Below are 14071 nucleotides of genomic sequence, written 5' to 3' on the forward strand. Positions count from 1 at the left end.
AGGTGTGCACTCGCCTGATGTCGCACATCCTGCGTTCGAACCGGCCCCCGTTCGGGGCGGGGATTACAGTTGCGGCGTTGTTCGTCGTGGCGGAGACCCTGCTGGTGAATCCGTTCAAGCCGGTCGCGGCCGAGGGTGCCCTGGCCATGGTTTACGTGTCTGGCGTGCTGGTGGTTTCGACGATGTGGGGCTGGTGGCTGGGGGCGGTGACGTCTGTGGCCAGTGCTGCCGCCTTCAACGTCTTCCACGTTCCACCCATGGCGGGTGCCACCGCTCGCGGCCAGGATTGGCTGGCGCTCGCAATCCTCCTAGCCGTCGCGCTAGTCACGAGCTTGGTGGCGGACGTGGCCCGCATGCGCGCCGCCGAGGCCGTCGAGTGCTGCCAGGCGGCCGAGCTCTGCCGCCGAGAGGCCGACCTCACCGCGAGCCTGGCCCACCTCATGCTGCATCCCGACGATCTGCCCTCGGTGCTGCCGGAGGTGGCACGACGCATTGCTCAGGCGTTCGAGCTGCCGTGCGCGGCCATCGAGGTCGAGGCGGTCGCCTGCGACGAGCGTCGGGCGGCGATCCCGTTGCGCTACGGCGGTTCACTTGCCACCCTCCTGGTCCCCGCCGACCTGGCGGAGCCAACGCTGCAACGCCTCCGAGACCGGATCGGGCCCGCGTTGGAGATCCTGCTGCACGGAGTCTGCGATTGCGCGGCAACGCGTAGGTCTCTGACGACGAGCCACGACGAGCTGCGGGCGCTTGTCGAGGAACAGGCGGCGCTGCGGCGCGTGGCGACGCTGGTCGCGCACGGCGTCGCCCCCACCGAGGTCTTTACCGCGGTGGCCGTGGAAGCGGCGCGGTTGTTGAACGCAGACGACACGAGGCTGATGCGCTTCGAGCCCGGAGGTATTGCAACCATCGTCGGGGAGAGCAGCCACCCACCCCAGGGCAGTCTCGTCGGCAGGCGGCTTGTCGTGGACAGCGGTGCCGCGCGGACGGTGTTCCGCACTGGCCGCGCGGCCCGCGTGGACAACCATGAAAATTGTCCAGGCTCCATCGCCGCCCTCGTCCGTGAGCTCGGCCTCCGCTCCTCGGTCGGCGCGCCGATCCTCGTCGAGGGCCGTCTGTGGGGCGTGATGCTAACGTCGTCGGCCCGGCCCGAGCCGCCCCCGCCCGACGCCGAGGAGCGACTGGCCCAGTTCACGGAGCTCGTCGCCACCGCCATCGCCAACGCCGATAGCCGCGGCGAGCTCAAGGCCTCGCGTGCCCGCATCGTCGTAGCCGCCGACGAGGCCCGCCGCCGCATCGAGCGTGATCTGCATGACGGCGCCCAACAGCGCGTCGTGTCGCTAGGGCTCCAACTGCGTGCAGCGGAGGCTGCGGTGCCGTCCGAGCTGAACGGCCTCAAGACACAGCTGTCAGACGTGGTACACGGCCTGACAGACGTCTTCTACAACCTTCAAGACATCTCGCGGGGCATCCACCCGGCCATCCTTGCCCAGGGCGGCCTCCCGCCGGCGCTCAAAACGCTCGCACGCCGTTGCCCTATCCCGGTCGGGGTCCACATCAGCATCAACCAGCGCCTCCCCGAGCTTGTTGAGGTGGCCGCGTACTACATCGTGTCCGAAGCACTCACCAACACGACCAAACACGCGCATGCCTCCGAAGTGCACGTCGAGGTGGAATCGGACGCCAGCGTGCTGAGGCTCGTGATCCGCGACGACGGCATCGGCGGCGCCGACGCCGGTCAGGGCTCCGGGCTCACCGGCCTCAGCGACCGCGTCGAGGCGCTCGGCGGACAAATGACGATCGCCAGCCCCGCCGGAGGCGGAACGTCACTGCTCATCGAGCTCCCACTCGGAACCTGATGCGATGAAGGGGCGGGGCCTCCGTTCCTCGTGACAGTCGCCCCGATCGGGGGTTTCCTGTGGATCGTCACGGTCCACTTCGAAGAAGGAGGCCCCTTGTGGACGAATATGACGGCCGGTAGTACGTGGGCGTAGATCTGCACCGGCGACGCAGTGCGATCGTGCGGATGACGCCCGAGGGCGAGCGGCTGGGCCGGGCCGTGCGCATCGACAATGATCCGTTCACATTGGCCGAACAGGTCGCCTCGTGGGGCCAAAGCCCGGAGGTTGTCTTGGAAGCGACGTACGGCTGGTACTGGGCGCCCCACAGGCCGCGTTGCTGAAGTCGGCGGGTCGTCGATGGATCCATGACCAGAGTCTGCGCAGCAGCTGCGCGTGTCGCGGACAGCAGGACAATCACTCGGTCCGGGTGAGTATGTCGGGACGCTGTGGATATTGGCTGGTACAGAACTGGGGGTATCGGCTGCTACAGAAGGGGTGGTTGGTTTAGAAGAGCTTGCGACCACGGCTTGGGGACGCTGACGCGCCACGCCAAGATCCACGATCCACGGAGGTCATGGTGACCACCACGACCATCGATCTGGACACACTGTCGATCAACACCGTCCGTGGCCTGTGCATGGACGCGGTCCAGCGTGCGGAGTCCGGACACCCGGGTACGCCGATGGGGATCGCGCCGGTCGCGTACACGCTGTGGCAGCGGTTCCTGCGCTTCGACCCGGCCGATCCGATCTGGCCGAACCGGGACCGGTTCGTGCTGTCCGAGGGCCATGCGTCGGCGCTGCTCTGGTCGCTGTTCCACCTGAGCGGGGTGCGGGCGGTCGATCCGGATTACGAGGTGCTCGGCCGTCCTTCGGTGACCCTCGAGGACCTCAAGACGTTCCGGCAGCTGGACTCGCGCTGCCCGGGCCACCCCGAGTACCACTGGACCAGTGGGGTCGAGACGACGACCGGGCCGCTCGGTCAGGGCGTCGCGACCTCGGTGGGGATGGCCGTCGCCGGCCAGTGGCTGGCCGCCCGGTACAACCGCGACGGCTTCCGGCTCTTCGACTTCGACGTGTACGCCGTCGCCGGGGACGGCGACATGATGGAGGGCATGTCCTCGGAGGCGGCCTCGTTCGCCGGTCACCAGCGGTTGTCGAACCTGTGCTGGATCTACGACTCGAACCGGGTGACCATCGAGGGCCACACCAGCATCACGTTCACCGAGGACGTGGCCGAGCGGTTCCTGGCATACGGCTGGAACGTGACGAGCGTCGCGGACGCCAACGACCTCGACGCGGTGGAGCGGGCGCTGCACACCTTCCGGGCCGAGGACGAGCGCCCGACGCTGATCGTGGTGCACAGCCACATCGGGTACGGTTCGCCGGTCGAAGACACCGCGCAAGCGCACGGCGAACCGCTCGGCGCGCAGGCCGTACGGGAGACCAAGCGGTTCCTCGGTCTGCCCGAGGACGTCGACTTCTACGTTCCGGACGAGGTGTCCGACTGGTTCGCCCGAGGTATCGGCGCGCGCGGCAGCGCGGCGCGCGACGCGTGGCGGTCGAGCTTCGCGGGGTACCGCAGCAAGTATCCGCAGTTGGCCGACGAGATCGAGCGGATGCAGCGACGGGAACTGCCGGACGGCTGGCAGGACGCGCTGCCGACGTTCCCGGCCGATGCGAAGGGGCTCGCCACCCGTGACTCCTCCGGCCAGGTGCTCAACGCGCTCGCGCAGGCGGTGCCCTGGCTTTTGGGGGGCGCGGCCGACCTCGCCCCGTCCACCAGAACGCGGCTCACGTTCCCCGGCACCGGCGACTTCCAGCCCGAGGACCGGTCGGGACGCAACTTCCACCTCGGGATCCGCGAGCACGCGGCGGCGGCGATCGCCAACGGGATGGCGCTGACCAAGCTTCGCCCGTACTGGTCGACCTTCCTGATCTTCTCCGACTACGCCCGCCCGGCGATCCGGCTGTCGGCGTTGATGGAGATCCCCACGGTGCACATCTTCACCCACGACTCGATCGGGGTCGGCGAGGACGGACCCACCCATCAGCCCGTCGAGCAGCTCGCCTCGCTGCGGGCCACGCCGGGCCTGCTGGTGTTCCGCCCTGCCGACGCGAACGAGGTGGCCGAGACCTGGCGGATCGTCGCCGGACTACGGCACGAGCCCGCGGCCCTCGTGCTCACCCGCCAGCCACTGCCCACCCTCGACCGGACCCGGCTGGCCGCCGCGTCGGGGGTCGCCCAGGGCGGATACGTGCTGGTTGATGCGGACTCCGGCGAGCCGGACGTGATCCTGCTGGCCACTGGATCGGAGGTGGCGCTCGCGCTCGCGGCACGCGACGAGCTCACCGCCGGCGGCATCACGGCCCGGGTGGTGAGCATGCCGTGCTGGGAGCTGTTCGACCGGCAGCCACGCCGGTACCGCGAGCAGGTGCTGCCGCCGGCGGTACGGGCCCGGGTCGGGATCGAGCAGGCGTCCACGTTCGGCTGGCACCGGTACGTGGGTGAAACTGGCGCGGTGGTCGGCATGCACACGTTCGGCGCCTCCGCGCCCCTCAAACAGCTCCTGCGCAAATTCGGCTTCACCCCTGAACGCGTATCGCAGGCGGCCCGCGATCAGGTGGCCGCCAGCACCTGACCGCCACGGCGGCCCGCAGACCGGCGAGGAGGCGACGTGAAGGCAACCCAGACCCTGCACGAGCACGGGCAGAGCCTGTGGCTCGACAACATCACCCGCGGCATGCTCGACTCCGGCAAGATCCAGCATTACATCGACAGGTACGCGGTCACCGGGCTCACCTCGAACCCGTCGATCTTCGACAAGGCCATCGAGTCCGGTTACTACGACGACGTGATCCGCGAGAAGAGCGGCGCCGGGCTCTCCGCCGAGGAGCTGTTCTTCGACCTGGCCATCGAGGACCTGCGGCGGGCCGCGGACGAGTTCCTGCCCGTGCACGCCCGCACCGACGGCGTGGACGGCTGGGTGTCGCTGGAGGTGTCGCCGCTGCTGGCCTACGACACGGCCGCGACCATCGCCGCCGCCAAGGCGTTGCACGCCAGGGCCGCACGACCCAACCTGCTCATCAAGATCCCCGGTACGACGGAGGGCCTGCCCGCGATCACCGAATGCGTCGCGTCCGGCGTCCCCGTGAACGTCACCCTGCTGTTCTCGCCCGAGCAGTACGAGGCGGCCGCGGACGCCTACCTGACGGGCGTCGAACGCCGGCTGGAGCATCAGCTCGATCCCGCGGTCGGGTCGGTCGCGTCGGTCTTCATGTCCCGGTGGGACGTCGCCGTCGCCACCCGCGTGCCCGAGGAGCTCAAGGAACAGCTCGGCCTCGCGGTCGGGCTCGCCACCTACCGGGCGTACCGCCGGCTCTTGGACTCCGACCGGGTGCAGCGCGTGCAGAACTCCGGCGGGCGCGCCCAACGGCTGCTGTGGGCCAGCACCAAGACCAAGGACCCCGCGGCCTCCGACACGCTCTACGTGCACGGGCTCGCCGCCCCGTTCACGATCAACACCATGCCCGACGCGACGTTGCAGGCCTTCTACGACCATGGCGAGGTCGGGGCGCCGATGCCCGCCGACGGCGACGACTGCGACGCGATGCTGGCCCGCTTCCGCGACGCCGGCGTCGACGTGGCCGAGCTCGCCGAAGAGCTGCAAGCCGACGGAGCGAAGTCGTTCGTCGCGGCCTGGAACGACCTGATCGAACGGATCTCCGCACAACGCGCCGCGGTCACCTGATGCGTGGACAACCCGCCGAGGAAAACGAACTCCCGACCACGACGACCCGGTTATCACACGGACTGGAGGACGGTTCGATGACGGCTATGCCGCTGCGGAAGTGCTCGTCGTGGCAGGCGCTGGAGAGCCACTACGCCGAGATCGGCGGACGGCACCTACGGGACCTGTTCGCTGAGGACCCGCAACGCGGGGAGCGACTGTGCGCCGAGGCGGCCGGGCTGTACCTCGACTACTCGAAGAACCGGATCACCGACCAGACCCTGCAACTGCTGCAGCAACTCGCTCGGGAGTGCCAGCTGGAACAGCGCCGGGACATGATGTTCGCCGGCGAGCCCATCAACACCTCCGAGCACCGGTCGGTGCTGCACGTGGCGCTACGGACGCCGAAGGAACGTTCCCTCGTCGTCGACGGGGTGGACGTGGTCGCTCAGGTCCACGAGGAACTCGACCGGATGGCGGGCTTCGCGCAGCGGGTCCGGTCCGGAGCGTGGAAGGGCCACACCGGCAAACCGATCCGCAACATCGTCAACGTCGGTATCGGCGGCTCCGACCTCGGCCCGGTGATGGCGTACGAGGCGCTGCGCCACTACGCCCGGCGTGACCTGACGTTCCGGTTCGTGTCCAACGTCGACTCCACCGACTTCGTGGAAGCCACCCACGACCTGTTCGCGGACGAGACCCTGGTCATCATCTCGTCCAAGACCTTCGGCACCCTGGAGACGCTCACCAACGCGCACTCCGCGCGCGACTGGGTGATCAGCCAGCTCGGCGAGGAGGCCGCGGTAGCCAAACACTTCGTCGCGGTATCCACCAACGCCGACCGGGTCGCGAAGTTCGGTATCGACACCGCGAACATGTTCGGATTCTGGGACTGGGTGGGCGGCCGGTACTCGATGGACTCCGCCATCGGCCTGTCCACCATGCTGGCGATCGGCCCAGAGCGGTTCGCCGAGATGCTGGCCGGCTTCCACGAGATGGATGAGCACTTCCGCACCGCACCGCTCGACGCGAACCTGCCGGCACTGATGGGCCTGCTCACCGTGTGGTACGCGAACTTCTTCGGCGCGCAGAGCATCGGGGTGATGCCGTACGAGCAGTACCTGAAACGGTTCCCGGCGTACCTGCAACAGCTCACCATGGAATCCAACGGCAAACACGTCACCCGCGACGGGCACCGCGTGGACTACGACACCGGCCCGGTGTACTGGGGTGAGCCCGGCACGAACGGCCAGCACAGCTTCTACCAGCTCCTCCATCAGGGCACCCGACTCGTCCCGGTCGACCTGATCGGGTTCGGCCAGACCCTCAACCCGCTGGGCGACCACCACGACATCCTGTCCTCCAACGTGTTCGCCCAGGCGCAGGCGTTGGCGTTCGGCAAGACCGAACAGGAGGTGCGGGCCGAGGGCACCGCACCGGACGTCGCACCGCACCGGGTGATGGAGGGCAACCGGCCCACCAACGTCCTGCTGGCCGAGAAGCTCACGCCCCGGCTGCTCGGCGCGCTGGTCGCACTCTACGAACACAGCGTGTTCACCCAGGGGACAGTTTGGGGGATCGACTCCTTCGACCAGTGGGGGGTCGAGCTCGGCAAGGCACTCGCCGTGCAGATCGTCCCCGAGCTGACCAGCGACAACGAACCCGAACTCGGCCACGACTCGTCCACCAACGCGCTGATCCGCCGGTACCGCAGTCTGAAGGGCTGAGCGTGCATGTTCGAACGGAGAACTTGCGCTGAAGGACCTGCAAGGCGCCGCTTGAGGGGGAATTATGATGACGACGCAAAGACCCATGCAGGTCGGCATGGTCGGCCTGGGGCGGATGGGCGCGAACCTGGTCCGCCGGCTCATGCGCGACGGCCACCGGTGCGTCGGGTACGCCCTCACTGAGAGCACCGTGCAGCAGCTCGCCGGCGAGGGCATGACCGGCGCGACCTCGCTTGCGGATCTGGTGGCCAAACTCGACAGGCCGCGCGTGGTCTGGCTGATGGTGCCGGCCGCGGCCGTGCAGCCCACGCTCGACCAGTTGGTCCCGCTGCTCGACCCGGATGACGTGGTGATCGACGGCGGCAACTCGTACTACCGCGACGACATCGCCCGCGCCCGGCAGCTGACCGAGCACCGGATCCATTATCTGGACTGCGGTACGTCGGGCGGGGTGTGGGGTCTGGAACGCGGCTACTGCCTGATGATCGGCGGCGAGGAGGCGCCGGTCCGGCGGCTCGACCCGATCTTCAAGACCATCGCCCCGGGCCGCGGCAGCGCGGAGATCACGCCGAGCCGGACCCGTGACGGGACCGCCCCCGAGGGATACCTGCACTGCGGTCCCAGCGGCGCCGGCCACTTCGTGAAGATGGTCCACAACGGCGTCGAGTACGGGATGATGGCCGCCATCGGCGAGGGCCTTTCGATCATCCGGCACGCCAACGCGGGCAAGACCACCCGTCTCGTCGACGCCGAGACCGCGCCGCTGCGCGACCCAGAAGCGTATCAGTACGACATCGACGTCGCCGAGGTCGCCGAGGTGTGGCGGCGCGGTTCCGTCGTCGGATCGTGGCTGGTCGACCTCACCGCCGACGGGCTGGCCCGCTCACCCGAGCTGGATGACTTCACAGGGCGGGTATCGGACTCCGGCGAAGGCCGATGGACCGTCGAGGCCGCGATCGACGAGAGCGTGCCCGCTCCGGTGATCACCGCGGCGCTCGTCGAGCGGTTCGAGTCGCGAGGGCTCGGCGAGTTCACCGACAAGGTGCTCTCCGCGATGCGCAGCGAGTTCGGCGGCCACGCGGAAAAGCACGGCTGACGCGAGTCCGACGTGCGGGAGCCGGGCATGGCGTCCGCGGTTCAGGTGTGGACCATCCATGGGTTGGTGGTCGTTCATCATCGCCGGACCCGGGCGTTCGCCGACCTGCGACGGAGCGACGAGGAGGACAGAGCATGAGCGATACAGTCGCTACCTGGCGGCCCTCGGCCGCGGATCCGCTGCTGATTCTCGCGATGGATCATCGCGAGTCGTTTGGGCGCACCATTTTCGGAGTTGAGCACGACACTCCGAGCCGAGCGGTGGCGAGGTGCAGGTCTTCCCTGCGGGCTGCCACTCCTGTCGGCGGCCGTCTCGGGCCGCGCTACCTTCGCGCGTCGTGGACGCACTCTGCTCGTGGCGACTGTGGCGCGGCCCTGCCAGAGCAGAGTAGCGGCATTTCTCCGGTCCGCCTCCACAACCTCCGACACGGTGCGGCGTCGCTCGCCCACGAGGCGGGTGCGGACCTCAAGACGGTGCCGGACAGCCACCCACGGTGCTCCGCGAGGAGCGGCCCGTCCATGCACCGATCATCCGGGTCGATGCTTGATGGCGGCGATACGTGGGCGTTGGTCGCGCCAGCCGGGAAGCCATTCCACGTCGCTCAGGCCTGCTTGCTGGATCGCGTGGAGGTATTGCTCGTCGGTGAACAGGGTCAGGGTGTGTTCTTCGGTCCAGTGCCGGATTCCGGTGCCCGTGTCGCCGAGCAGGTAGTGCATGGTCATCGTGGAGGTGGTGCCGGTCTGCTGTGAGACGCACATTCTGGTGACGTGCCGCTGGCCGTCGGCGGCCGTGCCGGTGTCAACGGGTCCGGAGATCCATTGGTTCGGGGTGAACCATGGTTCGAGCACCAGGACACCGCCTGGTTCCAGGTGTGCGGCGAGGCAGGCGATGGTTTGGTTCAGTTCGTCGACCGATCGTGTGTAGCCGATGGCGGAGAACAGGCAGGTGACCGCGCTGAATGTGCGGGTGAGCCGGAAGTCGCTCATGTCCCCGGCGTGCACGGTGATCCCGGCGAGTCGCGTGATGGCCGCCTTGCGCATCGGGTCGGCGAGTTCCAGCCCCTCGACGTGAGCGAAGCTGTTGCGGAAATGGGACAGGTGCAGTCCGGTGCCGCAGGCCACGTCGAGGAGGCTGTCTGCCGTGGGTTGCCGTTGCCGGATCAGTGCGGCGATGTCGTCGGCTTCCCGTTGGTAGTTCTTGCCAGCGGCGATCACGTAGATGAGCTCGTATGCCGAGGCGAGGTCTTGGTCGTGGGGCACGTTTCCTTGTTCTTTCGTCGGTACGGATTCGGGTTGGGCTGCGGTCAGTTGCTGACGGGCAGGTCGCCCAGGTCGTGCCACAGGTCGCGGATGCTCGGGTATGGCTTGTCGTTGAGCCGTTGGAGGGCGGCGATGACTTCGGGGCGGGCGTGGCTGCTGGCGGCGTAGGCGAGCATGTTGTCGCGGGTGGCGGGGCCGCTGGCGAACGCGGCCTGGATGTGGTTGGCCAGTTCGGTGCGGGTGACGGTCATCTGATACTCCTGCGAATAGTGGGGGCGACGGCGATGTGGGCCGGGTGTGGCCTGGGTGTGGGCTGGTGCGGCGCGGCCCGCCGTGCGGCAGTGTGGACTGCGGCGGGCCACGCCGGTCCGGAGACGGTGGTAACGGTGTTATCGGGTGATCAGTCGGTGTCGCAGGGTGTCGAGTTCGGTCCACAGGGCGGCGGGCAGCTTGTTCCCGAAGCGGGTGAACCATTCGGTGATCTGCGGGATCTCGTGCTGCCATTCCTCGACATCGACGCGCAGCGCGGCGGCCAGATCGTCGTTGGTGATGTCCATGCCGACGGTGTCGATCGCGGCCGGGTAGGGCACCAGGCCGATCGGGGTGTCGAGGGCGTCGGCGGTGCCGTCGAGGCGTTCGATGACCCATTTGAGGACGCGGGAGTTCTCGCCGTAGCCGGGCCACAGGAATTTCCCGTCCGCCGCGCGGCGGAACCAGTTGACCTGGAAGATCTGCGGCAGCCGGGCCGGGTCGGTGGAGTGTTTGCCGATCTCGGTCCAGTGCCGTAGGTAGTCGCCTGCGTGGTAGCCGATGAAGGGCAGCATCGCCATCGGGTCGCGGCGTACCACGCCGACCTGCCCGACCGCGGCGGCGGTCGTTTCCGAGGACAGGGCGGCGCCCATGAACACGCCGTGGTTCCAGTCCCGGGCCTGCGCCACGAGGGGGATGGTCGTTCTGCGGCGCCCGCCGAACAGGATCGCGGAGATGGGTACCCCACGTGGGTCGTCGTATTCGGGGGCCAGGATCGGGCACTGTTTGATCGGGGTGCAGAACCGGCTGTTGGGGTGACTCGACGGGGTGCCGGATTCGGGTGTCCAGTCCCGGCCGTGCCAGTCGGTCAGATGCGCCGGGGGCCGGCCCATGCCTTCCCACCACACGTCGCCGTCGTCGGTCAACGCGACGTTGGTGAACAGCGAGTTGCCGCGTTGCAGGGTGCGCATCGCGTTGGGGTTGGTGGTCCAGTCGGTGCCCGGTGCGACGCCGAAGAACCCGTACTCGGGGTTGGTGGCGTACAACTGACCGTCGTCGCCGAAGCGCATCCAGGCGATGTCGTCGCCGAGCGTTTCGACCTTCCAGCCCTCGATGGTCGGCTGCAGCATGGCGAGGTTGGTTTTGCCGCACGCGGAGGGGAACGCCGCCGCGACGTAGCGCACCCGGCCCTGTGGGTCGGTGAGTTTGAGGATGAGCATGTGTTCAGCCAGCCAGCCCTCGTCGCGGGCCATCACCGACGCGATCCGCAGGCTGTAGCACTTCTTGCCCAGCAGCGAGTTGCCACCGTAGCCGGAGCCGTACGACCAGATCTCGCGGGTCTCCGGGAAGTGGGCGATGTACTTGGTGTCGTTGCACGGCCACGACACGTCGTCCTGGTCAGGTGCCAGGGGTGCACCGACCGAATGCAGTGCCGGCACGAAGTCGGCCTCGCGACCCATCGCGTCCAGCACGGGGGTACCGACCCTGGTCATGATCCTCATGCTGGCCGCGACATAGGCGCTGTCAGTGATCTCGACACCGAACTTGGGATCCTCCGCGTCCAGCGGGCCCATGCAGAACGGGATGACGTACATGGTCCGGCCGGTCATCGATCCCCGGTACAGGTCGGCCATGAGGCGTTTCGTCGTGGTCGGGTCCTTCCAGTTGTTGGTTGGTCCCGCATCGGCCTGCTCGGCGGAGCAGATGAACGTCTGTTCCTCGACCCGGGCCACGTCGGAGGGGTCGGTGCGTGCCCAGAACGAGTTCGGTTTGTGTTCCTGGTTGAGGGCGACGAGGGTGCCGGCCTCGACGAGCACTGCGGTGAGGGCCTGCCATTCCTCATCGGAGCCGTCGCACCAGTGCACGCGGTCCGGTGTGGTCAAGGCGGTCACCTCGGCCACCCAGGCGACCAGACGTGGGTGGGTGGTGGGAGCTGCGCCGGGCGCCATTGCCGTGTCAGTCATCGTCGATACCTTTCTCGTCGTGGCGCGGGCCGTGGTGTCGCATGTTGCGCTGCTGCGGTATGCCCGGCCGTTCGGTGTCGAGTTCGAAGCGTTTGTTCCAGGCCGCGTTCCGGCTGCGCCGGTTCGGGTGGTGCGGCCGGACCGTACCGATGGTGAGCAGGAACAGCCGATGCGCCATCGCGTGCGCGAGTGCGATCAGCGCCGGCCGGTCGCCGTGGCGGTACAGGCGGATGGCACTGCTGGCCGCGGCAGTGAGTATCGGACCGTCGTGGTCCCACATCGGCGCGGAGCGGCGGATGCGGACTGCGACCCCGCCCAGGCGCGGATTGACCTGCGCCCAGCCGTCGGTGCCGTGCTCACATTCCGGGTCGTACAGCACGGGAAGCAGACCTATGGTGATGGACACGTAGGCGTCCCACGCCGCTCGCTGCCCTGCCGGTCCGGTCGCGGCGTTCATCGGGTTCCCCTGGGGTTCACCGGGTGATCCGGGTCGTGTCAGCAGTGTCAGCCGCGGGTTCACGCCGTGGTGGCGGCACCATCACGCCCGTGTGGTGCAGCAGTTGGCGGGCGGCGGTGATCGCCTCGCCGGTGTGTGCGAACAGGCGCCCCTGCTCACGTAGCCGGTCCAGCACGGCCAGCGCGTCCAGAGCTTTGGTGTGGCGGTCGGGGATGCCGGACAGGTAGACGGTGATGCCGCGGCGTTCCAGCCGTTCGATCGCATCGCGGACCACGAGTGCTCCGGTGCCGTCGATGGTGGACACCCGCGACATGCGCAGGATGACCACCCGGACGTCGGCGACCTCGGACAGTTCGAGCAGGAACCGGTGGGCGGCGGCGAAGAACAGCGGGCCGTCGAACCGGTACGCCACGATGTGCTCGGCCAGCAGCGCCGCTTCTTCAGCGTGATGATCACCGGTGTCGAGGGGGACCTGTTCCAGGGTGGCGGCGCGGGAGATCTTGCGAATGGCCAGGAAGCAGGCCGTGGCGAGGCCGACGCCGACCGCGGCGATCAGGTCTAGGGCGAGGGTGGCCGCGGCGGTCAGCGCCATGATGGTCGCGTCCGAGCGGGTGGAGCGGGCCAGCGCGGCGAGCGAGCTCACTTCGACCATACGGATCGCGGTGGCCAGCAGTACCCCGGCCAACGCTGCGAGGGGAATGTGGGCGACGAGGGGCGCCGCGGCGAGCATGATGATTGCCAGCGCGGCGGCGTGGCTGATCGATGCCAGCCGGGATGAGGCCCCGGCTCGGACGTTGACCGCGGTGCGGGCGATCGCCGCGGTGGCCGGGACGCCACCGAACAGTGGGGTGACGAGGTTGGCGATACCTTGGCCGAACAGTTCCCGGTCGGGGTCGTGGCGCTGCCCGACGCTCATGCCGTCGGCGACGGTCGCCGACAGCAGGCTCTCCAACGCTGCGAGGGCCGCCACCGCCAGGGCCGAGGTAGCCAGCGTCGGGATCGCGGACAGGTCAAGGAATCCCAGCGATGGTGCGGGCAGCGTCGCCGGCAGCGCGCCGATGCGGGCCACGTCCAGGTGCCACACCAGCGCCACCATGCTCGCCGCGCCGACGGCGATCAGCGAGAACGGGATCCCCGGACGGATCCGGGCCCCGGTGAGCATCACCGCCGCCACGCCCAACGCCAGCGCGAACGCCGTCCAGTGCGGGGCGTGGGCGAAATGCTGCACCGACCGCCACGCCACGACCGTCACCTTGTCACCGTGCGGTGTGGGCACACCCAATGCAGCCGGAACCTGCTGCAGGAAGATCACCGCGGCGATGCCGACGGTGAAGCCCTCCACCACCGGGGCAGGCACGTAACGCACGAAACGGCCCGCCCTGCCCAGCGCGAGCGCCATCAGGATCAGCCCGGCGAGCAGTCCCACCGTGAGGACCCCGCCGGGCCCGTAGCGGGCCACGATCGGCACCAGCACCACCGTCATGGCCCCGGTCGGGCCGGACACCTGAAGGTTCGACCCGCCGAACACGGCGGCCAGCACGCCGGCGACGATCGCGGTGGCCAGCCCGGCTGCCGCACCCAGACCGGAGGACACCCCGAACCCCAGAGCGAGGGGCAACGCCACCACCGCCACCGTCAGTCCGGCCATCAGGTCACGGCGCGGTGCCCGGCGCATCGCCGTGACGTCTGCCCGGCCCGGCAACAGCGACCGAAGCCGATTCCCGCCGGCGCGGACGGCGCTGCGACCGGCG

The 14071-nt window shown here is 68.8% G+C and carries 10 protein-coding genes; 5 read left to right on the forward strand and 5 right to left on the reverse strand.

The window, feature by feature from the left end:
- Positions 1–17 precede the first annotated feature (17 nt).
- The 5 genes from OHA72_RS56300 (at position 18) to gnd (ending at position 8391) form a co-directional block, all read left to right on the forward strand.
- Complete coding sequence (locus tag OHA72_RS56300; protein WP_327004325.1) at positions 18–1856, forward strand: sensor histidine kinase; 1839 nt, start codon at positions 18–20, stop codon at positions 1854–1856.
- Positions 1857–2415: 559 nt separating this feature from the next.
- Positions 2416–4479: a transketolase gene (gene tkt, locus OHA72_RS56305; RefSeq protein ID WP_442788443.1), complete on the forward strand. Its 2064-nt coding sequence runs from the start codon at positions 2416–2418 to the stop codon at positions 4477–4479.
- Positions 4480–4515: 36 nt separating this feature from the next.
- The gene (gene tal, locus OHA72_RS56310; protein WP_327004326.1) at positions 4516–5589 is read left to right on the forward strand and encodes a transaldolase; all 1074 of its coding nucleotides are present in this window, start codon (positions 4516–4518) and stop codon (positions 5587–5589) included.
- Between the two features lie 77 nt (positions 5590–5666).
- Positions 5667–7295, forward strand: a complete 1629-nt coding sequence (gene pgi, locus OHA72_RS56315) for a glucose-6-phosphate isomerase (protein WP_327004327.1) — start codon at positions 5667–5669, stop codon at positions 7293–7295.
- An 85-nt stretch (positions 7296–7380) separates the two neighbouring features.
- Positions 7381–8391: a phosphogluconate dehydrogenase (NAD(+)-dependent, decarboxylating) gene (gene gnd / locus OHA72_RS56320; protein ID WP_327004328.1), complete on the forward strand. Its 1011-nt coding sequence runs from the start codon at positions 7381–7383 to the stop codon at positions 8389–8391.
- A 527-nt stretch (positions 8392–8918) separates the two neighbouring features.
- Here gnd and OHA72_RS56325 read toward each other — a convergent pair.
- From OHA72_RS56325 to OHA72_RS56345, 5 genes are all read right to left on the reverse strand, one after another.
- A complete protein-coding gene (locus OHA72_RS56325; protein WP_327004329.1) occupies positions 8919–9605 on the reverse strand; it encodes a class I SAM-dependent DNA methyltransferase in 687 nt (228 codons plus the stop codon).
- Positions 9606–9694: 89 nt separating this feature from the next.
- Entirely contained in the window at positions 9695–9901 is a 207-nt protein-coding gene (locus OHA72_RS56330) for a DUF2795 domain-containing protein (protein WP_327004330.1), read from the reverse strand.
- Positions 9902–10039: 138 nt separating this feature from the next.
- Positions 10040–11863: a phosphoenolpyruvate carboxykinase (GTP) gene (locus OHA72_RS56335; protein ID WP_327004331.1), complete on the reverse strand. Its 1824-nt coding sequence runs from the start codon at positions 11861–11863 to the stop codon at positions 10040–10042.
- Positions 11856–12320 carry a hypothetical protein gene (locus OHA72_RS56340; RefSeq protein ID WP_327004332.1) on the reverse strand — a complete coding sequence of 155 codons (465 nt, stop codon included), beginning with the start codon at positions 12318–12320 and terminating at the stop codon, positions 11856–11858. The genes OHA72_RS56335 and OHA72_RS56340 overlap by 8 nt, the downstream gene beginning before the upstream one ends.
- A 16-nt stretch (positions 12321–12336) precedes the next feature.
- A complete protein-coding gene (locus OHA72_RS56345; RefSeq protein WP_327011859.1) occupies positions 12337–13995 on the reverse strand; it encodes a SulP family inorganic anion transporter in 1659 nt (552 codons plus the stop codon).
- Positions 13996–14071: the final 76 nt, after the last annotated feature.

This window comes from Dactylosporangium sp. NBC_01737 (assembly GCF_035963215.1).
GTDB lineage: Bacteria > Actinomycetota > Actinomycetes > Mycobacteriales > Micromonosporaceae > Dactylosporangium.

What these genes read in the sequence shown, in the direction of transcription:
- OHA72_RS56300 (WP_327004325.1), top strand. Translation starts at nt 18, where the DNA reads ATGTCGCACATCCTGCGTTCGAACCGGCCCCCGTTCGGGGCGGGGATT.
- pgi (WP_327004327.1), top strand. Translation starts at nt 5,667, where the DNA reads ATGACGGCTATGCCGCTGCGGAAGTGCTCGTCGTGGCAGGCGCTGGAG.
- gnd (WP_327004328.1), top strand. Translation starts at nt 7,381, where the DNA reads ATGCAGGTCGGCATGGTCGGCCTGGGGCGGATGGGCGCGAACCTGGTC.
- OHA72_RS56330 (WP_327004330.1), bottom strand. Translation starts at nt 9,901, where the DNA reads ATGACCGTCACCCGCACCGAACTGGCCAACCACATCCAGGCCGCGTTC.
- OHA72_RS56335 (WP_327004331.1), bottom strand. Translation starts at nt 11,863, where the DNA reads ATGACTGACACGGCAATGGCGCCCGGCGCAGCTCCCACCACCCACCCA.
- OHA72_RS56340 (WP_327004332.1), bottom strand. Translation starts at nt 12,320, where the DNA reads ATGAACGCCGCGACCGGACCGGCAGGGCAGCGAGCGGCGTGGGACGCC.
- OHA72_RS56345 (WP_327011859.1), bottom strand. Translation starts at nt 13,995, where the DNA reads ATGCGCCGGGCACCGCGCCGTGACCTGATGGCCGGACTGACGGTGGCG.